General features: G+C 65.0%; 19 protein-coding genes and 1 other annotated feature. Of the genes, 14 read left to right on the top strand and 5 right to left on the bottom strand.

The genetic code is table 11. The features are described from left to right. Positions 1–45 precede the first annotated feature (45 nt). From MUG78_RS01635 to MUG78_RS01650, 4 genes are all read right to left on the bottom strand, one after another. The gene (locus MUG78_RS01635) at positions 46–915 is read right to left on the bottom strand and encodes a DNA adenine methylase (protein ID WP_246991570.1); all 870 of its coding nucleotides are present in this window, start codon (positions 913–915) and stop codon (positions 46–48) included. Next, positions 912–2,414 carry a hypothetical protein gene (locus MUG78_RS01640; protein WP_246991573.1) on the bottom strand — a complete coding sequence of 501 codons (1,503 nt, stop codon included), beginning with the start codon at positions 2,412–2,414 and terminating at the stop codon, positions 912–914. The genes MUG78_RS01635 and MUG78_RS01640 overlap by 4 nt, the downstream gene beginning before the upstream one ends. Positions 2,415–2,631: 217 nt before the next feature. Beyond that, on the bottom strand, positions 2,632–6,186 hold the full coding sequence (gene mobF, locus MUG78_RS01645; RefSeq protein ID WP_281499907.1) for a MobF family relaxase: 3,555 nt from the start codon (positions 6,184–6,186) through the stop codon (positions 2,632–2,634). 126 nt (positions 6,187–6,312) lie between these two features. Further along, entirely contained in the window at positions 6,313–6,816 is a 504-nt protein-coding gene (locus MUG78_RS01650) for a ClbS/DfsB family four-helix bundle protein (RefSeq protein ID WP_246991575.1), read from the bottom strand. Between the two features lie 440 nt (positions 6,817–7,256). Here MUG78_RS01650 and MUG78_RS01655 point away from each other — a divergent pair, with 440 nt between their 5' ends. From MUG78_RS01655 to MUG78_RS01700, 10 genes are all read left to right on the top strand, one after another. Further along, the gene (locus tag MUG78_RS01655) at positions 7,257–8,912 is read left to right on the top strand and encodes an ABC-F family ATP-binding cassette domain-containing protein (protein ID WP_246991577.1); all 1,656 of its coding nucleotides are present in this window, start codon (positions 7,257–7,259) and stop codon (positions 8,910–8,912) included. Next, on the top strand, positions 8,909–10,177 hold the full coding sequence (locus tag MUG78_RS01660) for an MFS transporter (protein WP_246991579.1): 1,269 nt from the start codon (positions 8,909–8,911) through the stop codon (positions 10,175–10,177). The genes MUG78_RS01655 and MUG78_RS01660 overlap by 4 nt, the downstream gene beginning before the upstream one ends. Positions 10,178–10,342: 165 nt before the next feature. After that, positions 10,343–11,164: a helix-turn-helix transcriptional regulator gene (locus MUG78_RS18225; RefSeq protein WP_246991581.1), complete on the top strand. Its 822-nt coding sequence runs from the start codon at positions 10,343–10,345 to the stop codon at positions 11,162–11,164. 231 nt (positions 11,165–11,395) lie between these two features. Beyond that, the gene (locus MUG78_RS01670; RefSeq protein ID WP_246991583.1) at positions 11,396–12,367 is read left to right on the top strand and encodes a bifunctional DNA primase/polymerase; all 972 of its coding nucleotides are present in this window, start codon (positions 11,396–11,398) and stop codon (positions 12,365–12,367) included. 32 nt (positions 12,368–12,399) lie between these two features. Next, positions 12,400–13,047 carry a DUF2637 domain-containing protein gene (locus tag MUG78_RS01675; RefSeq protein WP_246991585.1) on the top strand — a complete coding sequence of 216 codons (648 nt, stop codon included), beginning with the start codon at positions 12,400–12,402 and terminating at the stop codon, positions 13,045–13,047. Beyond that, positions 13,044–13,505: a hypothetical protein gene (locus MUG78_RS01680; protein ID WP_246991587.1), complete on the top strand. Its 462-nt coding sequence runs from the start codon at positions 13,044–13,046 to the stop codon at positions 13,503–13,505. The genes MUG78_RS01675 and MUG78_RS01680 overlap by 4 nt, the downstream gene beginning before the upstream one ends. 91 nt (positions 13,506–13,596) lie before the next feature. Beyond that, positions 13,597–14,445, top strand: a complete 849-nt coding sequence (locus MUG78_RS01685) for a hypothetical protein (RefSeq protein ID WP_246991589.1) — start codon at positions 13,597–13,599, stop codon at positions 14,443–14,445. Then, on the top strand, positions 14,442–15,416 hold the full coding sequence (locus tag MUG78_RS01690; RefSeq protein ID WP_246991591.1) for a ParB N-terminal domain-containing protein: 975 nt from the start codon (positions 14,442–14,444) through the stop codon (positions 15,414–15,416). Before MUG78_RS01685 ends, MUG78_RS01690 begins: the two co-directional genes overlap by 4 nt. 36 nt (positions 15,417–15,452) lie before the next feature. Further along, on the top strand, positions 15,453–16,178 hold the full coding sequence (locus tag MUG78_RS01695) for a hypothetical protein (RefSeq protein ID WP_246991593.1): 726 nt from the start codon (positions 15,453–15,455) through the stop codon (positions 16,176–16,178). Between the two features lie 16 nt (positions 16,179–16,194). After that, positions 16,195–16,533, top strand: a complete 339-nt coding sequence (locus MUG78_RS01700) for a hypothetical protein (RefSeq protein ID WP_246991595.1) — start codon at positions 16,195–16,197, stop codon at positions 16,531–16,533. Here the strand turns inward: MUG78_RS01700 and MUG78_RS01705 are convergent. After that, a protein-coding gene (locus tag MUG78_RS01705; protein ID WP_246991597.1) for an IS3 family transposase occupies positions 16,516–17,756 on the bottom strand; the annotation gives its coding sequence in 2 pieces (ribosomal slippage) (positions 16,516–17,477 and positions 17,477–17,756; 1,242 coding nt in all). The two genes, MUG78_RS01700 and MUG78_RS01705, sit on opposite strands and share 18 nt — an antisense overlap. Next, positions 17,344–17,478, bottom strand: a sequence feature (AL1L pseudoknot). It overlaps the preceding gene by 135 nt. 74 nt (positions 17,757–17,830) lie before the next feature. Between MUG78_RS01705 and MUG78_RS01710 the strand changes: the two genes are divergently transcribed. The 4 genes from MUG78_RS01710 to MUG78_RS01725 all read left to right on the top strand — a co-directional run bounded on the left by MUG78_RS01710 (position 17,831) and on the right by MUG78_RS01725 (position 21,217). Continuing rightward, on the top strand, positions 17,831–19,156 hold the full coding sequence (locus MUG78_RS01710; protein WP_246991599.1) for a M23 family metallopeptidase: 1,326 nt from the start codon (positions 17,831–17,833) through the stop codon (positions 19,154–19,156). Between the two features lie 10 nt (positions 19,157–19,166). Further along, on the top strand, positions 19,167–19,433 hold the full coding sequence (locus tag MUG78_RS01715) for a DUF6112 family protein (RefSeq protein ID WP_246991601.1): 267 nt from the start codon (positions 19,167–19,169) through the stop codon (positions 19,431–19,433). A 115-nt stretch (positions 19,434–19,548) separates the two neighbouring features. Beyond that, entirely contained in the window at positions 19,549–19,818 is a 270-nt protein-coding gene (locus MUG78_RS01720) for a DUF6112 family protein (protein WP_017883434.1), read from the top strand. A gap of 40 nt (positions 19,819–19,858) precedes the next feature. Next, on the top strand, positions 19,859–21,217 hold the full coding sequence (locus MUG78_RS01725; RefSeq protein ID WP_246991603.1) for a conjugal transfer protein TrbL: 1,359 nt from the start codon (positions 19,859–19,861) through the stop codon (positions 21,215–21,217). Positions 21,218–21,219 lie beyond the last annotated feature (2 nt).

Genomic DNA, 21,219 nt, shown 5'->3' on the forward strand with positions numbered 1-21,219 from the left:
AGAGCAGACCGCGCCGAAGCCACTCTCACCGAGACCTACGGTCTACTATGCAGTCCACCGAGCAACTCGGCCAGCGGTTATTTCCATATCGGGCACGATCAACCGTTCAGAATAGATCACAGATTCAGTCCCAACATGCTGACGATGAGCAGTGTGCGATATGTCGAAGATTGCGCATCTCCCACCGCTGTAGAGAAGATTGGTTATCCGGGGGTCGTCGTCGTAAGTCAAAATCCACGGAAATTCCGCTTCACTGAGTACATTCGCCAGTTCGAGATGAGCTTCAGCGTCGAACGCATGCAGGTACAGACCCTCGCCCTGAACGAGGTATGGGGGATCTGCGTAGACAAAGACGTCTGTCGAAATGTGCTGAATCGAACGAAGGAAATCTAGGGCGTCCGATTCCGTGACGTAGATCTTGTGACGCATATCGGCAATGGCCTGGATACGAGCAACGAGACCCTCGCGATTAAAGCGAGCGTCGATCTTCCACTTGCCAAGCTGTTCGAACCCGCCAATTGGGCCCGCATCTAGGATTCCTGAGCGATTAGTCCGGTTCAGATAGAAGGTCGCGAACCCGAGTTCAAAATCGTCGCGCCCCGAAGGGGAAGTATAGATCTCAGCCTGCTTACGCCACTCCTCTAGAGTTAAAGGAACATCGCGAATCCTGCGACAGAACTGGTTAGGGAAATCGAGCGAAGCTCGCCAAAAGGCAGCGATCCCAGGATTCAGGTCATTGAGATGAATCTGATCGACCACTCCGCTATGAAGGAGATGCAGAGCCGCTCCAGCGCCACCCGCGAACGGCTCCGCATATTGGGTCGGCTGCGGAGTTTGCGCACGGATCAGGCGCTCCAGATATGGCGCTAGGCGAGCCTTTCCTCCTGGGTAGCGCAACGGAGATAGATATCTCATTGAATCGGGTGGCTTCCCATGTTGGCATTCATCTCTTCCAGAACAGGCGTATACCGATCCGAAAGAGTGAAGACCTCTGCGGGTGTACGTCCACTGTGGATGTCATGGACGGCGTACTGCACGAGACGAACACCGTCGGCAGTCGTACTGTGAAACGCCTTGCGTAGCGGCGGTGTCGCCTCAGCCGTTCCCAACGCATCAGAAGCATGTGGATCGATTACCTTGATCGCATCCTTGATCCGCTTATCAAGATCCTTGGGCACGTTCTGATGTCCGTGAGACTTCAGGAACTGATACGCAGTCAAGTCCAGAATTACACGGAGCATGACTGACACCGTCTCATTCTGTCGCTGCACGTTTAGAAGCGAGGTCTGGCGCACCATTTCTTGGATGCGTGGGGTGAACTTATCGAGCACCAACCCACGGAATATGTGCTCGCGAACAGGGGTCGGGCGAGGCGGTCGAGAATCTCCGCTCTCCGTCTGAGACCCGCCGCCGCCATTCGTCGACTGTGCTCCTGATGGCTGAGCTGATCCATTGCCCCCGGAGTTGCTCGCCGCACCAGCCGCGCCGGAGCCATTGTTCGTAGCGCCCGCGCCACCTGGTTGACCCGGAGCAGACGACGCGCCTGGGAGTAGATGGGCGTACTTGTTGAGGTAGTCGCGGAAATCCTCCACCGTGTCGAGTTCGCGAGCCCAAGTCTTGCCGGACTCGGCCTTCGGCCGAGCAAAGTCGCCGATCACCTGACGCATTATCGGCTTCGATGCTTCCGCGCCGTATTGAAAGGACATCTTTCCAGCCGAAAAGTCCAGGCCAATTAATTCCCGCACAACGCTGCGATCCACGAAGCGCTGGATAAACGTGTAGCGGGCATTTCGAACCGTTTCTAGAGCCTTCAAGATATCTGGCTCGTCTTCATATTCACTTGAAACGAGTTCGACGAACGCCATCGAACGGGATGCCTTCGACGGATCATTTCGCGCGCGGCGGCGATCCTTCATCGCCGCGCCCCACTCGACGGTGCCCGCGCCTCCTGCCCCGCCAGTGTGCTTCCGCTCAATCCACACATCGGCATCGGACTCGCTGGGAGCGACAGCTACACGCAGTTCAGTCGGGGCAGCATACGCACTGTCGGCGACGAGACGATCGACGCGCGTGGAATACTGATTGCCTAGGGTTTCATCTTCGATCAGGCCTGGGTCGTTCCATAGTCGGAGACACGTCAGTCTCCGATTTCCCTCCATCATGAGATAGCGACCGTCTCTGGCAACGACTATCGGCAGGTCGGAGCTGTTCATCTCCCCTGTTCGCGTCAAGTCTTTGAGTAGATCCAGACACTCGTCGCCAGCCGTCGACAGCATCAACTCGAACGCGTCGGTTTGAGACTGAGCGTCGCGAGGAAAGCGCGAGTTGCGTAAGTCGAGGTCAATCAGGTCGAGAGATAGGGTCTCCACCGGGAACGGCGGCCTCATGGGCAGCTTGCTTGACGGGCTAGCCATGTAGTCGTCTCCCTTCCATATTCTTCGTCAGTCGTTCGACCGAACATGCGCACTCGCCCGACCAAGACTGATCGCTAGGCTGAGTCCAACGGCTGAGAAGCGCTTGCTCCGGCGGGCTATCGGGCTAGGCGCTCCTCGTCCGGTCATTTTCTCACAGATCGTGGCCACGGCACTAGGTTCGTGGCCACGATGCCTGGGGCCTCACCACTTCTGACAGTTACAGCGCCCGCAGACTGACCGGATGCCACCGGTTCGGCTCCGACTGCGACATACGTCCGAGCTGCCGCGCGCGCTCCACACGGGCGTATGCGGCGCGGTACTCGACAGTTTGCTCAGCGATCTTGATCGACTTCGGGGCACCCAGCGGCGTGGGATCAGTGATGTCGTAACGGTGCCGGTAGAGAGCGACGGTGGCGGCGTGTGCCAGCCACTGCTCCCGCTGCCTGGGCTGCGCGGGAGGCTTACCGAGACGCGCCAACCACGCGGCACCTGCCTCCTGCGCTTCACGCACGAGGTTCCGCGCGGCGGTCTCGATGAGGACCTGACGATCGGTGAGCGCGGTCTGCATGTCCTCGTTAATCGGTTCGGCAGGGATGGCGATGAGGCCGGCGACCGATCGGCTGCGTCCCCTCCCACGCGGGAGTTGGGTGGTGGCTTGGTCAAGCATGGCGGCGAGCTGTGCGGCGGAGTCAGCCTGGTCTTCGCCGGGCGTGAGCTTCGGTGCGAGGGCGTTGAGCGCGACAGCGGCGAGATGCCCGGCAGCTTCATATCGGGCGAGCGCTGTTTCGAGGCGTTCGTAGTAGGGGCTGGTGAACACGTCGTCGGCCACGTTCGCGGGGAACGGTGCGACGTCGAGCAGCGCGGCCCATCGGTCGGTCTGTGCTTCGCGGGCGAGCACGTCGTACTCGGCAAGCAGCGTGGACAGCGAGGCATGCCGGTCGACCTCGAGCTTCAGGGTTTCGGTAGCCGAGAGGTCGCCGTCGGTACGGGCGAGTACCTTGGCGAGCCGACCTGACACGGTCAGAGGCTCAGCTTGGTCGAGATGCGGTTCGACCTCGTGCGCGTCGGGCACGATCACGTAGGCGTGGTTGCGGTGCTTGCCTCGGGTCATGGCGACGTAGAACAACTCCCGCGACGATGCTTCGGGGTCAACGAGTGCGTGCGCGGTGTCGACGCTGGCTCCTTGGGCGCGGTGAACCGTGGAGGCATAGCCGAGTTCGAGTTCCTCGCGCACGTACTTCGCGGGCAGCACGAGGGCTTTGCCGTGGGGCTGGTCGCCGTGCCCCAACCGACGCACGGCGAGGGAGCCGTCGTCGTAACGGTGGGTGACTTGCCAGCGGTCGCCGTTCTTGACCCACGCTTTGCCGGTGGACAGGCGGCGGTCGTTGAGCCGGGTGACGACGAGATCGCCGATGCCTGCGGTGGTGCCGTCGTGCAGGCGGAGGCCGTCTGCCTCGACCTGTCCGGCTTCGATCAGATCGGCGCGGGCGCGTTCGTTGAGTTGGGCGACCATCTCGCCGGTGCCCGCGATCATCAATGTGCGCAGGCGCTCGTCGCGGTCGGTGCGCCATGCCTCGTAGATCGCATCGAGCAGGGTCTCGGCGTCGCCGTCGAGCAGTCTGCCGCGCTCCTGGTACTCGTCGAGCGCGTCTGTGTTTCCTTGCCGCAGGCCGAGGCTGGCGGTCTTCTCCCACTCGTTGGCGAAGCGGCGCACGTCGGTGAGCTCGGGAACCTGATCGCGATGGCGGACGAGCATCCCGAACGCCCCGCCCGTCTCGACGGCGCTCAACTGTGCCCAGTCGCCGATGAGGACGACCTTGGCTCCAACCTCGGCGGCGTGCTCAGCGATGCGATTGAGTGCGAGGGTTCCTGCGAGTGAGGACTCGTCCACTAGCACGAGTTGCCCGGCTTCGAGGTTCCAGCGCCCGTGGTGGTGTTCGTAGAGGAACTTCGCTGTGTTTTCCGCCCGGACACCGAGCGAGTCGCCGAGCACTTCGGCAGCGGCTGCTGATGGTGCGAGGCCGATCACCGAGTCGCGCCCGTGCGCGGCTGTCCAGGCGCGATGGAGCGCGCGGAGCGCGGTGGTCTTGCCGGAACCGGCGGGGCCGACGAGCAGATCGAGCGTCAGCCCGGAGCGGGCGATGCGGCTGATGGCGACGGCCTGGTCGGGGTCGAGCCGGACGCCCCTGATCTTGCGTGAGGCGTGCCGCGCGACGAGCCTCGCCGTCAGTGCTGGCCCGCCGGTGCGCTGGCTGTGCGCGAGTAGGCGCTGCTCGGCGTCGAGGATGTCTTGGCTGGAGTATGCAATCTGATCAACCGGCTGGAACCTGTTGCCCTCGCCGTCGACGTAGTGGGCGGGTAGGGCGCGGTCGTAATCCGGGGTGAGCCGGAGCGATTCGGCCTCGGCGTGCGCGACGACCTGATCGAGCACGCGGAGACGGTCGTCGGTGGTTGCGAACCGGACGCCCATGATCTGCCGCATCGTCTCGGCGTGCAGGTTCCATCGCCCCCAGGTTGCACGCCGATTCGCTACCTCCATCAGCACCACTGATGCGAGATCCTCGATCTGCTCCAGCCCGAGATCGTCCGCGCGCAGTCGGGCTTCGGTTGCACCCTGGTCGAGCAGATGTTGCGCCCAAGTGGGTGCGTCCTCGCCGAGCACGACCTCAGCTCGCGCACGCCAGTCGGCGGTGAGGTCGGCCAGAGAGTGCAGTTCCTTCTCGGGCCGCGTCTCCAAGGTCGCCTGCTGCCGGAGCTTCGCAATCGTTGCCGCCGAAGGTTGCCGCCCGTGCTCAGCGACGTACTGCTCGATCAGCCGGTTCTTGACCTGCTCGATGCCCTCCGCACCGTCAACGCCTCCGGTCGTGCGACGCGAGAACTCCGCGATCAACGCCGCCGGAACGCCCTCGATCTCCCACCCGATGTTGCGGTCTTTGCCCCGGTCGACGGGCACCCACGTCACGCCGAGCAGCCGCGCGGTGTGGTCGGTGACAAAGGCGTTGTACGACTCCGAGAGAGCGACAGCGGCCTTGTGCAGTCGGCGAGAGTCAAGCGTGCGCCAGCGCCCGTCCTCGCCCTGCACCTTGTTCGACACAACCACATGAGTATGTAGTTGCGGGTCGGCTGCTCGGGAGTCGTAGTGGTCGAACGCCGTGGCGATCACGCCCACGATCGGCATCTGCGCGATACCGCCAGCACCGACGCGGGTTGCGGCGACGCGATCTTCCAACAACGCGATCGTGTCGCGCATCGCGGCGTGATGCGCCTGTGCAATCAGCGTCTGCGTGCCCGCGTCGGCCACGCCCCAGATCGCGCTGACCGACTTCGGTGGGGAGAACGTCAGGTCGAACCCGGCAACGGCGGTGCGCGGCTTCTTCGCAACTTCTTCCTCACGGATGCGCTGCACCGCCTCTGCCCGTGCCTCGCCTCGCAAGTCGGGATCGAGGCGTGCAACGCGGGCCGCAATCCGCTCGCGTGGGGGTTGCAGCGAGGGGAACCTCTTGCCGAGCTTCTCGCCGGTGACCGGGTGGATGCCGTCACCAAGCAGTCGGGCCAGGTGTTCCTCGGTCACCGTGTCGCCCTCGGCCAACGCCGGGGTGCGCCCGTCGTCGAGGCTCATCAGGCCGGTGCCGACCCACGTTCCGGGCGGGCAGCCGGACTCGGTGTAGTACCGGGTCAGCGGGCTGCTCATCTCCCGGTCACCGTCACCGACGACGACCGATTTCAGCAGGTACTCGTAGCCCTTGCCGGACGACATGACCCGGATGGTCATCACCACGACGGCCCCTCCCCGAGACCGTCACGGGAGGGCGATCTCGGGGGTCAGGTGCGCACGGTGCAAGCCTCTACGTCATGGGTTCCAGGCTTGGGGAGGCCAAATCGCCCGACGCGCGGGTGATTAGAAGGTGCGGAGCCACGCGCGGATACGACCGCGCGCGTTGGTGTAGGGCGATGAGGTGTTGAAGGAGATCATGCGGCCCATCGTCCACTTTCCGTACCAGGGCTGTCCGTACAGTTCGGCATCGGAGTAGCCCTGGATCAGATCCACGATGGCATCCTTCGCGTCACGCAACTGCGCGCGCAGCTCGTCCCAGGTTTCCGCCTCGTATTCGGCGTAGTAGCGCTGTGCGAGCACTCCCAGTTCATTCCACTTGATACCGGGTGCGGGCAGCTCGTCGGGAAGCCCCTCTGCTCGACGCCGATGCCACGTGAGAACCTGCTGGTTCCAGCCAATGAGGTACGCGAGCAGGTCTGCCGGGCTCATCATCGTGTTCTTGACGTGCCCATCGAGAACCAGCTCGCGCGCGGCGACCGGAGGCACTCTGTCGAGGTCTCGTTCGAGCTGCGCAAAGGTCTTGTCGATCGCTGCCCGCAGGTCAGCTTTCGTGGTGGGAACAGCCATCGGAGCCTCGGTTCTATGCAGGCTGAGCTGCCACGCCCGCACTTCAGATCTCACCCCCGATCCTATCGAGCGCAGCGATGAGCACTCTCAGTGCCAGACGTGTGGAGGGCCTTAGGGGCGGCTGGGAGGACTGGTGGGTCCGGTGGGCCAGCGCGACATGGCGGTGTGCCTCGACGCGGTGCGAACAGCGGGCCGAGCCGCCCTCGATGCGTCAGCGAATAGCTTGCCCTGCGCGGGGCGAATGCGTGGCAACCGAAGGACAGGCTAGACTGGCCTCATGCATTTGTACTTCCTGTGACGGCTGAGTTGGCTGACCGCGCTCGTTGAGTCTCTCCGAGCCTGCGGAGGCCACTCGTTCTGACCCGTTTTCGGGTCGCCGTCATTTCGCGTACCCATCTGCCGGTCTTGCCTGCTGATGGTGCGCTTGTCAAAGGACTCGCATGCACACCGTTACTCATCGTCTTCCTGCGCGCTCTCGCGCGCAGCTCATCGCCTCCGACATCTCCGTGACGCGAGGTACCACCAGCGTTCTCCACCACGTCGACCTCACCCTCACCCCCGTCTCGCGCATCGCAGTGGTCGGGGAGAACGGACGAGGCAAATCGACCCTGCTGCATGTGCTCGCCGGTACGCTCACTCCCGACAGTGGCACGGTGCAGCGAATCGGCACGATTGGCCTGGCGGAGCAGGAGATGGATGCCTCCGACCATCGCACTGTCGGACAGGCCGTCGCCGATGCGATCGCCGAACCCCTCGCCGCATTGGCGAGGCTGGATGCTGCCAGCCACGCGCTCACTGATGGCACCGACGCCGCCGCCGCAGAGTATGCGGCGGCGCTGGAGCATGCTGAAGCGCTCGACGCCTGGGATGCTGAGCGGCGCGTTCAAGTCGCACTCGAAGCCCTCGACGCGGAGACCGACATGACCCGCCTGCTCGCTGAGCTGTCGGTCGGGCAGCGTTACCGTGTGCGCCTGGCCTGCCTTCTCGGCGCCGACGACGACTTCCTGCTGCTCGATGAACCGACCAATCATCTCGACCGCAGCGGCCTCGAGTTCCTGACCGCCCAGATCCGATCCCGCAATGGCGGTGTCGTGGTCGTCAGTCACGACCGGGCACTCCTCTCAGACTTCGCCGAGACGATCGTCGACCTCGATCCGACACCAGACGATCGCCCGCGCGTCTATGGGAACGGCTACTCGGGATACCGCGACGGACGTCTGGCTGAGCGGGAGCGTTGGGAACAGGAGTATGACAAGCAGCAGGCCGAGCGTGCCCGGCTGCAAGACAGCCTCAGCGCGGCCCAGAACCGGCTCGTCTCGGGATGGCGTCCGGAGAAGGGCACGAACAAGCACGGGCGTGCCACCAGAGCAGGCAGCCTCGTGCAGAGCGTTCACCGACGCCAAGAGGCACTCGAAACACACGCCATCACCGTTCCCGAACCACCCCAGGTATTCCGCTTCCCCGAACTGAGCACCCGCACCGGGGCAGCCCTGCTGAACGTCGAGAACGTCAGCGTGGCCGGGAGACTTCGTGGTCCGGTGTCGTTCTCGCTGTCGCATCGCGGGCGACTCATCGTGACCGGCCCGAACGGAACCGGCAAATCCACCCTGCTCAGAGTCGCCAGCGGCGAGCTGGAGCCAGATACCGGCGTGGTGCGTAAGCCCAGCGGCATACGTCTCGGGTATCTCCGGCAGGAGTCTGATCTACCGACCGACCGGCGAGCGAGCGAGGTCTACAGAACGCGACTCGATGCGCTCGTCGCCGACGGGATAGTGCCGCCTTCGGAGGGAGTCGGAGTCTCACAACTCGGCCTCTTGAAGCCGAGAGAACTGAGCAAACGGGTGGGTGAACTGTCGATGGGACAGCAACGCCGACTCGATCTGGCCCTCGTGCTCGCCATGCGCCCCCATGTGCTGCTCTTGGACGAACCGACAAACCATCTCTCAATTGCGCTCGTCGACGAACTCACGGAAGCACTGGGCGCAACCCAGGCGGCTGTCATCCTGTCTTCTCACGATCGCCAACTCATTCGCGACATGGCCGGCTGGCCGAGCATCGACATTTCCACAATGGCCGAAAGCGGGGTGCGCGCGTGACCGAGAAGAAGCTGAATCTGAAGCGCTCCATCCAACCGCTTGCGACCCGCGACTATCGCTTGCTGTTCGCCGCGGTCGGTATTGAGGTTTTCGGCACCGGCGTGTGGACGATCGTGATGGTCTTCCAAGTCATCGCACTCAATGACAGTCCGCTCGCGCTGTCGGCGGTGGCGACGGGGATGAGTCTGGGTCTGTTCGCGTTCTCGATCTTCGGTGGCGTGGTCGCCGACCGATTCTCCAAACGCTGCATCATCATCACCGTGCAGGGCTGCACCGCCGGGATGATGTCCACGGTCGCCGTGCTGTCCCTCACCGGAACCATCGATCTCTGGCACGTCGCCATCGCATCGTTCGCAATGGGCGCTGGCAGCGCATTCTTCTACCCGGCATACAGCTCCTACTTGCCCCAGGTGCTTCCACCTGAGCAACTCCTTGCCGCGAATGGTCTTGAAGGTGCACTCCGACCAACACTTGGGCAGGGTCTCGGGCCAGCGCTTGGCGGGATCGTCGTCGGCATGTTCTTCCCAGCGATCGGCGCGGTGATCGTGGCCGTCTCGTACACAGTCGCATTCATCATCACCTTGTTCCTGAGCCACCGCGAGGGACTGACCAATTCCGCAGCGCCGGAGGGTCGCACCAGCCTATGGGGCGACCTTCGCGCGGGCGTGAGCTATGTGGTCGGTACGCGCTGGCTGCTTTGGACGCTGATTTTCGGATCTTCGCTCGCACTCATCATCCAAGGCCCGATAGAAGTGCTGCTGCCTTTCCTCACCCGTGCTCGATTCGATGACGCCGAGGCGACGTTTGGCTTCCTGCTGGCCGCATACGGGATCGGCGGAGCAGCCGGTTCCTTGGCCGTGTCGTCACTAAGGCTCCCGCGTCGCTACCTCACGTTCATGATCGCTTGTTGGGGCGGCGGAACCGTGCCCCTCGTGGCAATCGGAATAGCCGACGATCTGATCGTGATGCTCGCGGCCTTGTTCATTGTCGGAGCCGCCACCGGGGCTGGGGTCGTGATCTGGGGAACCCTGCTGCAACGCCTCGTTCCGCTCGACATGATCGGTCGTGTCGCCAGTCTTGACTTCTTTGTCTCAATCGCATTCATGCCAGTTTCCATCGCTATCGCTGGCCCACTTTCCTTGCTCCTCCCCGTTCCCGTGATTTTCGTGGTAGCAGGAATGATTCCCCCTCTCCTAGCCCTGATCGCGCTGACAGCAGGACGCATGAGACAGGCCGAAACGGAGCATCCACTGGACGCCCCGTAGAACACGAAACTGACCGAGGCCGATCTCCGCCAACAGTACGCAAACGTGAGCGCATCAGAATCTCGACGAGCGAGTTCGTCCGACCCTGAGGCCGGAACGTACGCGCCTGTGATAGCACGCACTCGCACAGTGCATCGTCCGGTCGGCCCGATGGCGTATGACTGCGTGAAGATCATCGTCGTCCGCGACGGCTCGGCGTTCCTATTCAGCGAGTTTGGGCAACTTCCAGTCAAGTCCGGCGACGTGATTCTACTCGGAGCAAACGTCTTGGCGGGATCGGAGCCGGAAGGGCACATCACCGTCACCACGATCTATATCGACACCGACTATGTGCTTGACCAAGTGCGTTGGCAATACGCCGCATTTCTTGAAGACCGACTTGATGCGCAAGGGTTTGTGGAAAGGATCTACACAGAGCCTGCTCAGATCCTCCGACTGGGTGAGGATCGGGCTGGAATGCTGATGCCCTGGCTGGATGAGATGGTCGCGCTCAGCCTGAAGAGAGACTTTGCGCGTGACTATCTGCGCATGCAAGCGTTGTGGTTTCAGATTGCCTACGTGATCGCTCCGTTCATCAAGGTTTCGCCAGTTCGCGTTTCACCCTCGCAGCGTGCTCATATCCGGCCCACGCTCCCCAGAGACCGCCGCTTCGCACCCTTACGCGTCGAGGCTCGCCAAGCCGCTGCCTTGCTGCGAGAGCACCCGGCAAGGGTTTGGACGCTGGAGAAGCTTGCCGCCGAGGTCCACCTGTCACCATCACGGTTGTCGAGCGTGTTCGTGGAGGCCTACGGCAAGACACCGCTGACCTTCCTGACCATGGTCCGCGCCGAGCACCTCGCCATGCTCTTGCGGGAGACTGATCTGACGGTCGGTGCCGCTATGCAGCGGGTCGGCTGGCGCTCCCGTTCGCACGGCACGCGGCTGTTCCGCGAGTACGTCGGTGTCACCCCTGGCTATTACCGCACGATGGGTGCGCAGCCCGTCTGATGGTGTGCCGGATCTGCCTACTCTGTGCCGCTTTCTTCAGATCATCTGTCTCCAGTCGCCCCCGGCATGAATCGGGCTGGTAGGCCGGTAAGGACTCGTCGGGTTCCTCGAGAAGCCTGATGGTCACTGTCTCGTCTCCTTGTCCATCTCGTCCTCCTGGTCCTCCCGACGTACCTCACGGTCGTACGGCTACTCGCTGATGAGTGGCCTCGGACGGAAGGAGGTCAGACGATGGCTGAGGTACACGACGCCGATGCGGCGCTGGATGTGATTGCGCGCCGAGACTCGGCGGTCGCTGTGATCTTCTCCTGGCTCGGCGAAGGCGTGCCGCTACCTCTCGCCGCGCGCGAGCTGGCACAGCTCGGTGTGCCGGTGTTCCCGTGCGTGCCGGGCGGGAAACGCCCGATAACCCCCCGTGGCTTCCACGAGGCGACCACCGATACGGCTCAGGTGGTGTTGTGGTGGCGGCAGCGACCGGCTGCGAACCTTGCCATCCCGACCGGTGCGGCTTCGGGGCTGGTCGTCGTCGACATCGACGTGCACAAAGTCGATGGGTACGTCGCGGCTAGAAACGCGGCGCGCTCGGAGGTGCTGCCGGAACCGTTGGCGGTCGTCACGACGCCGACCGGCGGCAGGCATCTGTACTTCCCCGCAGTTGCGGAGCATGAGCAGCGGTCGTGGCAGGTAGGCCGGGCGGGTGTCGACTTTCGGGGCGATGGCGGCTACATCATCGTGCCGCCCTCGCAGCGCATGATTGACGGCCGTCGGATGCAGTACCGGGTGGAGAGCGTGGCCGCTGGCCCGGTCGTGCGCCTGGACGCGCAGCGGCTGCGCCACTTCCTCGATCCGCGCCCGAAGTACACCCCAGCGCCCGCGCCGCCGGGTGGCTGTCCGCTGGATGTTGCCCGGCTTGCCTCATACGTCGCGAACCGGCCCGAGGGCGAACGCAACCTCGGGCTGTTCAAAGCCGCATGCCGCATGGCCGAGCACGGTCACTCACCCAGCGAAGCACTCGATGCGCTCGGCTTGGCCGCGAGCCAGTCCGGGCTGGGCGAGCACGAGATCGTCCGGACGGTCGGTTCGGCGTATCGCCACGTCAGCACCTACGGGCCGCGTCGTCGCGCTCCAGCACGCCAGACGGGGGCAGGGTTCGGCGATGACGGGCTTCGCGTTGCGGCCTCGGCGAGTGGTCGGGGGCTGTGATGAGCGTGCGGAGACTTGCGTGGGGTTGGGCGGTGGTGACTGCTGCGACGGGCACGGTCTTGATCGGTATCGGTGCGTTCTGGCTCTCATTCATGGCACTGGCCGACCTCGCGGCCCGGTCTGGTATCGCTTCGGGGCAGGCGTGGATCTGGCCGCTGTTGGTCGACGGGCTGATCGTGGTCTCGACGATCGCGGTCGTCGCGCTCGATGGTCGCCGAGGTGCCTGGTATCCGTGGGCGCTGCTGATCTGCGGGGCGCTCGTGTCTGTGGCCGCGAACGCGCTGCACGCGGTCGTTGCTGCCGACGCTAGCGTGCCCGCCCTGCTCGCCGCGACGGTCGCGGCGGTGCCGCCACTGGTGCTACTGGCCAGCACGCACCTCACCGTCGTCCTCACACGCTCGGCCACCGTTCCGCGAAGCAGCACGGCTCAGATACTCGGCGAGCTACCAGCCGTAGCCGAGGCACACCCAGCACCCGAGTCCGAAGCCGAACCCGACGCTGAGCCGGAGGCCGAGCTGGTGCTTGGTCGGCGTGAGCGCGCCATGCAGCTTCGGGAGGCCGGCTGGTCGAACAAGGCGATCGCCGATGAGTTGCAAGTGCATCCCTCGACCGTGGGCCGTTGGTTTACCCCGCCGGTCGAGGAACCGGAAATCACCACAGGAATGGAGACAACATCATGAATATCGACCCGCGAGAGCAGGCGCGAGCGTACGAGGAGGTGCGCGTCGAGGATGCACCCAAACCGGACATGCCGGAGAACCGGCGCGAAGTGCGGCAGGTGCCCGAGGCGGTCGCCGCTGCCGACGTCACCAAGCGCAAGGACACCACGGTCGAGACCGCCGCGACTGACGAGCTCACCGATGCAGCTGAGGCGGCGGCGGTCGAGTGGAAATTCGAGGATCACCGGGCGCGCGGTGTCGAGTGGGTGCGGCCCACCGATTTGATCGCCCGCAATACTGCGTCATTGGCCGGGAGGGGCATCGACATGGAGGTTGAGATGTCGCGCAAGGCCCGCGCGCCATTGGTGGACGGGTTGAGGTACCTCGGCGACCGAGCCAGACAACTGTCGCCGCTGTCGGCGTTCGGGCACAGTGCCCGGCGCCACGCTCCGACGCGCACTGCGGTCGGGAAGTCGTGAAGCGGTGATCAACGATGACTCGACAACGAACGCCCGACCACCCCCAACGCAGAGGCCCGCTGCGTGCACCTCGCTACCAGGAGGTGCCATCATGACAACCCGCACGACCTTCGGTGAACCGGAAAACTTTACTCGCAGCGAGGGCTTGCGTGCCCTGCTGAACCGGCTGCACGAGGGCGGCCCCGGCGCGTGGCAATCCGATCCGGTTGCCGCTGACCTGATGGCCTACGCCGCCGAAAAGTACGGGGCGCTGGCCCGCAAGCACGGCCTCGACCCCTGGGAGGCAGCTTCAGCCGCATTCGACGTGATGCGCACGAAGGCCGCGCGTACCGCGAATGACCCCTGGGGCGTGGTGACCCACGCGGTGCGCATCACCTGCATCGCGGAGGAACGCGGTCAAGGCCTGCTGTGTTCGGTGCATCAAGCCCGACGCCCACACATCTCCGCGTTCCACGACGCCGAGCGGCTGTCAGATCGGGAGAACCCGCTGACGGACTATCACTCCGCATTCCACGTCACCGACCCCGACCCAACCGCCTCCGACGAACCGGTCAGTGCCACGGCGTGCTGCTCGGCAGGATCGGCGGTGGAGGACGCGATCGCGTTGTTCACGCTGCTGGGCTGGCCCCCGCACGTCGCCCGCGCCGGGGTCGAGCACGTCTGCCAGGCTCTGGCCGGTGCGGGGAGCCGCCAGAGCGCCTATGAAGCGCTGCGTCGTGACAAGCACGCCCGCGCCCTGCTGGACGTGAACGGCACCGCTTGGACGGCACTGCTGAAAGCACTGCTCGGGCACCCCAGCCCGGCCTATGCCGCGACCGCTGCCGGGCGCGGCATCCTGCTGAGGTTGCTGATCGGCGAGAGCCTGCGCGCGCTGCTGCGCGACGACGATCTCGTGTTGATGATCTCGCTCGCGGCCCCGAAACGCGGGGGCCGGTCATGAGCAGGCGCACCGGGCACATCGAACTGGATCGCACGGTCGCCTCAATCATCGTCGGCAACCGGCACCGCACCGACCTGGGCGACCTGACCGCGTTGGTCGAGTCCATCGCACGGGACGGACTCCTACAGCCGCTGACGGTCACCATCGACGGGGTGCTGGTGTGCGGCGCTCGGCGGCTGGCCGCGATCAAGCTACTCGGCTGGCGCACGGTGAGTGTGTGGGTGCGCTCGGGCGTCTCGGGCAGGCTCGGGCACCTGCTGGCTGAGCAAGACGACAACCTTCTGCACAAGAACCTCACCTCGAGTGAAAAGACTGCGCTGTATCGCGAGCTAAAGACCCTCATGGCCGAGGACGCCTCACGCAGGCAGGCAGCAACACGGTTCAGTGCGGAGAACCAGCCAGGAAAGGACGGTGCGGGAAACCTTCCCGCACCGTCCGAAGCGGCGGGCCGGGCCAGCGAGCAAGCCGCCGCCATGATCCCCGGTGGCGTGTCCTACAAAACGCTCGACAAGATCGACTACCTGCGGCAAGTCGCCGACGACCGCGACCTGCCTGCCACGGTGCGCGGCGATGCCGCTGCCGAAATCGAACGCATCGACGCCGGTGGGCCAGTGCATCCCGGCTTCGAGCGCGTCCGCGCCGCCGTCGCCGCAAGCGAGGACGCCGATCTGGAGGCGCTCGCACAAGAGGCCGTCACCCGTGCACATACCGCGCAGAAGCAGCCAGCACCGGTCACGTCCACGGGTGAGACCGAGCCTGTGCGGTGGCCGGTGCGCGCGTTCGTCGCCACCTGGACGGAGCTTGCCGACTGGTGGACGCACTACGACGCCGAGGTGCTGGCAAGCGATCTCACCGACGAGCAGATCGCCTCGTTTCTGGTGACCGCTGACGGCACCAGCACGTTCGCCGACGAGCTGCGTGCCGCTCGGCAGTTGCAAGACAACCCGCGCAGGCATCTCCGGGCGCTCTAGCCCTCATCGGGTGAGTGGGCGGCGCACCTGGGGGTTATGAAGACGACTCCCGATGATCCCGCCCGCACCCGCCGCCGACTGATCTCCCTTGTCTGCGCCGGGGTCGCGTTCCTCGTCTTGGCTGCGATCGGCGTCTACGGGCTGGTGACCGGCCCGAACGACACCAGCCCGTCACCCGACCGGTCACCGGTACCGACTCGCTCCGCTCCCAGCCAGCCGACTCCGCGCCTGCCGGTGATCGCACCGGCGAGCGACCCCGTAGAGTTCGCACGCCAGGCCGCACATGCGCTGTTCACCTGGGACACCGCCAGTGGGTTCCTACCGCTGGATTACACCGCCGTGCTGCTGGACGTGGGTGACCCGACCGGGAACGAGCAGGCGGGCCTGGCCTCCGACGTCACCTCCTACCTGCCGGGCCGTGACGCCTGGGGCGAGCTGCGCCAGTACGGCACGAGCCAGCACCTGACCATCACCGACGCCTACGTGCCGGAATTGTGGGCGCAGGCGGTCGAGCAGGCCCGGCCCGGTCAACTCCCGCTCGGGGCGACCGCCATCACGATCGAGGGCACCCGGCACCGCGAAGGGATCTGGAACGACGAACCGGTGACTTCTGAGCATGCGGTGGCGTTCACGATCTTCCTCGCCTGCCCACCCGAAACCCCGCCGACGGGCAGCCAGAGCACGACCGAGACACCCGCTGCGGGTGCGGTGCCGTCGTGCTACCTGCTGCGGCTGTCGATGCTCGACCAGCCGCTGCGCTGAGACGGAGGCAACGACCATGAAGAAGGTAGCCATCGCGCTGGCCCTGATGCTCCTGCTCGGCCCATTCGTCGGCCTGCTGGCGATCGGCGTACTGATGAACCCCGCCGCGAACGCCGCATGCACCATCGACGGCACCGGCGTCACCGTCGGGGATATCCCCGACTCGCTCACAGCGACCACCGCAAACGGTGAGACCATCACGCTCAACCGGCAACAGCTCACGCACGCGGCCACCATCATCGAGATCGGTTCCGCCATCGACGGGGTGGGGCGCGACGGCATCCAGATCGCGCTCATGGCGGCCCTCTGTCAAGTGTCGGGTTTGGTAGAGGCTGATCTACTTGGTTTCGGTTAATGAGTGCTCGCGCGCAGTGGCGCGATAGGCCGCCTCGAGCTCGGCGGGCGGGACGTGCCCGATCTCGCCATGGAGGCGACGGTTGTTGAACCAGTCGATGTATTCCGCCGTCGCGATCTCGACGTCGTTGATCGCCGTCCAGGGACCGCGGTTGCGGATCAACTCGGCCTTGTAAAGCGAGTTCAGCGCCTCGGCCATCGCATTGTCATAGCTATCGCCCTTTGACCCGACAGAGGCGACGGCGTCGCATTCGGCGAGACGTTCTGCGTAGCGGATCGCTCGATACTGGACCCCGCGATCGGAGTGATGAATTAGGCCGGTCAGGTCGTCGCCGGCATGCTGGCGCCGCCAAATCCCCATTTTCAGGGCGTCGAGCGCGAGGTCCGTATAGAGCCTTGTAGAGACCTGCCAGCCGACGACAAGACGACTGAACACGTCGGTGACGAACGCGACATAGACCCAGCCGGAGAACGTGTGGACATAGGTTATATCGGCGACCCAGAGCTCGTTCGGACGCGACGCGACGAACTCGCGCCCCACGAGATCCAACGGCCTGCCCGTCTCCGGTGCCGGCTTCGTCGTCCGCGGACCCTTCGCCCGCGAGATCCCACGCAGCCCGGCCTCGCGCATGAGACGCCGGACCGTGGACTCGGCGACTTTCTCGCCCTGCCTGCGCAGCTCGGCGTGGATCTTACGGACTCCATAAACGCCGTAGTTGTCCGAGTGGATCTTCCGGATCAGCTCCAGCAGCTGCCCGTCGCGGACCTCTCTCGCCGAGGGCGACCGAGACTGAGCGGCATAGAACGTCGACGGGGCAATCTGGCCGGGCGTTCCTTCCAAGACCCGGCAGATCGGCTCGACCCCATGCTCGCCACGATGCTCCGCGACGAACCGGACGCGTTCGCTCATCGGGACGGGCGGTCGAGCTCCGCCGCGAAGAAAGCCGACGCCTGCTTCAGGATCGTGTTCGCCCGACGCAACTCCCGAACCTCGCGCTCGAGCTCCGCGATCCGCGCGGACTCCTCAGTCGTGCGGCCCGGACGCAGGCCCTCGTCGGTCTCGGCTTGTTTGACCCAGGTGCGCAGCGCTTCGGGATGGACACCGAGCTGCTCACCCACGCGCTTGTAAGCGCCGGTGCGGGTCTCAGGGTCTTTGCGGGCGTCGATCGCCATGCGCGTTGCCCGCTCTTTGAGCTCGGCGGGGTACTTACGAGGTGCTGCCATGATGGCGGGTCCTTCCGGGTGTTCCTACCCTCCATCAAACCCGACACGATTCACTCACCGAATCCACCCTGCGGATGCTGTCGAACACCTCCGCCTACCCCGAGAGCGCCGACTACCCGAACGACGGCAATGGTGGCGACCACGACTCACTCGGGTTGTTCCAGATGCGCCCGCAGTCCGGGTGGGGCAGTGTCACCGAACTCATGGACGCCACCTATCAAGCTCGGGCGTTCTACGGCGGGCCGGACGGTCCGAACTACCCGAGTCCGCGTGGCCTGCTCGACATTCCCGGCTGGCAGCAGATGAGCAAGGGCGAGGCAGCTCAAGCCGTCGAAGTCAGTGCCTACCCCGACAGGTACAACAACTATGAGCCGGTCGCACTCACCATCCTGAGCACGCTCACGGGAGCGGGTGGCCCGATCAACCCAGCACCGCTCCAACCCGCTGTCATACTCGCTGAGGTCACGGAGTCATCGCGCGTGGTCTTCCCCCTGCCGGAGGGCACCTGGGTTCCCACGTCACCGTTCGGGTCACGCATCCACCCGATCACCGGGGAGCAGAGCTTCCACACAGGTTCCGACTTCGCCGCGCCGGACGGTACGCCGATCCTCGCCGCAGCCTCAGGCACGGTTACCGTTGCCGAGTTCTCCGGCGGTTACGGCGGCCTCGTCGTGATCGAGCACCGTATCGCCGGGCGCACCGTGGCGACCGCCTACGCGCACAGCTGGCAGCACGGCATCCACGTCTCGGTCGGCGATCAAGTCGTGGCCGGGCAACACATCGCCGACGTCGGTTCCTCGGGCATGAGCACCGGGCCGCATCTGCATTTCGAGGTTCGCGATGGCGGCACCAACGGCGAGTTCATCGACCCTGCCGCATGGCTGAACCAGCACAACGCCGCCGATCTTCCCGAAGCCGCAGTCGGGGCTCCGAACGGATGTGACAAAAGCACCGGCGCGGCCGGTGACCCGGCACCGTTCGACGATGATGACCCGAACAGGCTGGTCGCCGATCCGACCTCGACCGGGCAGATCACCGCCCGGATGCTGCACCTGTACGAGCAGACCATCGCTTCGTTCCCTGACACTGGGTGGGGCTGCTACTCACCCCGGCCCGGCACCCAGTCGGAGCATCCCTTGGGGCGTGCGTGTGATCTGACGTTCGGCAATGCGATCGGCCAGTACCCGACCGCTGAGCAACTCGCGTACGGCTGGCAGGTCACCGAGTGGATGCAGTCACACGCCGAAGCACTCGGCGTGGAATATCTGATCTGGCAAGGCAAGATCTGGTCGCTCTCACGTGACGCCGAAGGCTGGCGTCCCTATGGCGGCGGCGGGATGCACGACCCCAGCAACGTGACAGGTGGGCACTACGACCACCTCCACGTCACGGTGAAGTAGCGGGTGTGTCATGGACGTGTTCCCCGACTTCGACGGACTGGCTGGCATCGGCGATCTCCGGGAGGTCGTCGGGGCGCTGCTGATGTTCGCCCTCGTGATCGCGGTGCTGATGCTGATCGTCTCGGCGATCATCTGGGCAGTCTCATCGAGCACCGGCAACTATGCCGCCGCATCCAAGGGCCGCGTCGGAGTGCTGGTCTCTCTCGGCGGCGCAGTCCTGGCCGGGGCCGGTGTCGCGTGGATGAACTGGCTGATCGGCCTCGGCCAGCAACTCTGACCCGTACTGCTTCTTCTTCTGAGCGCCCGCCCTCTGGGGCGGGCGCTCTCGTGCGTGTGGCAACGGGGTGCACCTGACGGCAGAACCACCCATCGCTTCATGAAGGAGAACTGCCGTGATTGACATCGACCCTAACTCCAGCGGCTTGCCGGGAATCGAGCAGCTGCGCATCATCGTCGGCGCAGTCATGACCGTAGGACTGATCCTCAGCGTTCTGGCGCTGATCGTCTCCGCGATCATCTGGGCCTACGGCTCCAACTCGTCCAACCCGCACCTGGCCGGTCGCGGCAAGATCGGCGTTCTGATCTCGTGCGGTGCTGCCGTTGTGTGTGGCGCGTCTGTGACGCTCATCAACTTCTTCTGGGGCGTCGGCCAAGCCGTCTGAATCCACCCATCAACAACTCCGAACTACAAGGAGGCTCGTGATGGGCGTGTGCGATATCCCCGTCATTTCCAGCGTCTGTGATGTCGCCGGTGAAGCCGCCGCGACGCTGATCTCGGCACCTTTCGACTGGCTCGCCAGCGCGATGGGTGAAGCCGCCGCCTGGCTGTTCGAGGCCGTCTGGACGGTCTTCGACACCACCACTCTGGTTGACGTCACCAGCGGCGAGTACCTCGGCGTCTACAACTTGATCTTCGGGATCGCCGTGTTCGTCATGCTGCTGTTCTTCTGCCTGCAACTGATCACCGGCATGATCCGCCGAGAACCCGCCGCCCTCTCCCGCGCCGCCCTCGGCTTAGCCAAGAGCGTGCTCGGGTCGTTCGTGGTCATCACGCTGGTGGCGCTGCTGCTGGAGATCACCGACCAACTCGCGATCGGGATCATCCAAGCCGCCGGGGAAACCACCGCAACGATGGGCGACAAGATCGCCATTCTCGTCGCTGGGCTGACCGCACTGAACGTCGGCGCTCCTGGAGTCGGGGCGATCCTGACGATCTTCCTCGCGTCCTTGGCGATCGCTGCCGCCGCGATCGTGTGGCTGTCGTTGCTCATCCGCAAGGCGCTGCTGCTGGTCGCGGTCGTGCTCGCCCCGTTTGCGTTCTCCGGTGCCTCCTGGGATGCCACGCGCGGCTGGATCTCCAAGTGGGCGATGTTCGTCATCGCGCTCGTGTTGTCCAAGCTGGTGCTTGTCGTGATTCTGCTGGTCGCGGTGACCCAGGTGTCGGCCCCAATCGACGCCGACCTATCGAACATCGCCGACCCACTCGCCGGGGTCGTACTGATGGCACTGGCCGGGTTCGCGCCGTACATGACTTACCGGTTCCTGTCGTTCGTCGGTTTCGATCTCTACAACTCGATGGGAACCGAGCAGGAGGCCAAGAGCGCCCTTAACCGGCCCGTGCCGACGCCGGGCAAGCCGCAGGGCGGCGAACCGAAGAAGGTACTCGACGAGGGCGCCAAGAGCGGCGACAAGAAGGACAGCGGCGCTGCCGGTGGTGGCCCTAACGCGAAGCCGACACCACCAGCGTCCTCAGCGGGTGGTGCTGGCGCGGGCGCAGGTGGTTCTGCCGGAGCCGCAGGTGCCGGGGGTGGCGCGGCGGCGGCGGGGCCGATCGCCGCAGGAGTCGTGGCCGGTGCCGCTGTGGTCAAGGCAGCCGCGACCGCCGGGCCTAAAGCGGGTCAGGCGCTCGCTGGTCAGGCCGATCAAGCGGCATCTGGTGCCGAGCAGACGGGTCAGGCTCCGGTCACGCCCCATGCACCGCCTCCCTCCGGGCCGTTGCCGAAGACGCCGGACAGTTCCCCGCCGCCACCGTCTCCGAAGCCCCAGCCGACGAAGGAGTGACC

The sequence above is a fragment of the Gordonia alkaliphila genome, assembly GCF_023017165.1.
Classification (GTDB): Bacteria; Actinomycetota; Actinomycetes; order Mycobacteriales; family Mycobacteriaceae; genus Gordonia; species Gordonia alkaliphila.

What these genes read in the sequence shown, in the direction of transcription:
- mobF (WP_281499907.1), bottom strand. Translation starts at nt 6,186, where the DNA reads ATGACCATCCGGGTCATGTCGTCCGGCAAGGGCTACGAGTACCTGCTG.
- MUG78_RS01680 (WP_246991587.1), top strand. Translation starts at nt 13,044, where the DNA reads ATGAATATCGACCCGCGAGAGCAGGCGCGAGCGTACGAGGAGGTGCGC.
- MUG78_RS01695 (WP_246991593.1), top strand. Translation starts at nt 15,453, where the DNA reads ATGAAGACGACTCCCGATGATCCCGCCCGCACCCGCCGCCGACTGATC.
- MUG78_RS01670 (WP_246991583.1), top strand. Translation starts at nt 11,396, where the DNA reads ATGGCTGAGGTACACGACGCCGATGCGGCGCTGGATGTGATTGCGCGC.
- MUG78_RS01710 (WP_246991599.1), top strand. Translation starts at nt 17,831, where the DNA reads ATGCTGTCGAACACCTCCGCCTACCCCGAGAGCGCCGACTACCCGAAC.
- MUG78_RS01635 (WP_246991570.1), bottom strand. Translation starts at nt 915, where the DNA reads ATGAGATATCTATCTCCGTTGCGCTACCCAGGAGGAAAGGCTCGCCTA.
- MUG78_RS01655 (WP_246991577.1), top strand. Translation starts at nt 7,257, where the DNA reads ATGCACACCGTTACTCATCGTCTTCCTGCGCGCTCTCGCGCGCAGCTC.
- MUG78_RS01650 (WP_246991575.1), bottom strand. Translation starts at nt 6,816, where the DNA reads ATGGCTGTTCCCACCACGAAAGCTGACCTGCGGGCAGCGATCGACAAG.
- MUG78_RS01690 (WP_246991591.1), top strand. Translation starts at nt 14,442, where the DNA reads ATGAGCAGGCGCACCGGGCACATCGAACTGGATCGCACGGTCGCCTCA.
- MUG78_RS01725 (WP_246991603.1), top strand. Translation starts at nt 19,859, where the DNA reads ATGGGCGTGTGCGATATCCCCGTCATTTCCAGCGTCTGTGATGTCGCC.
- MUG78_RS01685 (WP_246991589.1), top strand. Translation starts at nt 13,597, where the DNA reads ATGACAACCCGCACGACCTTCGGTGAACCGGAAAACTTTACTCGCAGC.
- MUG78_RS01700 (WP_246991595.1), top strand. Translation starts at nt 16,195, where the DNA reads ATGAAGAAGGTAGCCATCGCGCTGGCCCTGATGCTCCTGCTCGGCCCA.
- MUG78_RS01715 (WP_246991601.1), top strand. Translation starts at nt 19,167, where the DNA reads ATGGACGTGTTCCCCGACTTCGACGGACTGGCTGGCATCGGCGATCTC.
- MUG78_RS01640 (WP_246991573.1), bottom strand. Translation starts at nt 2,414, where the DNA reads ATGGCTAGCCCGTCAAGCAAGCTGCCCATGAGGCCGCCGTTCCCGGTG.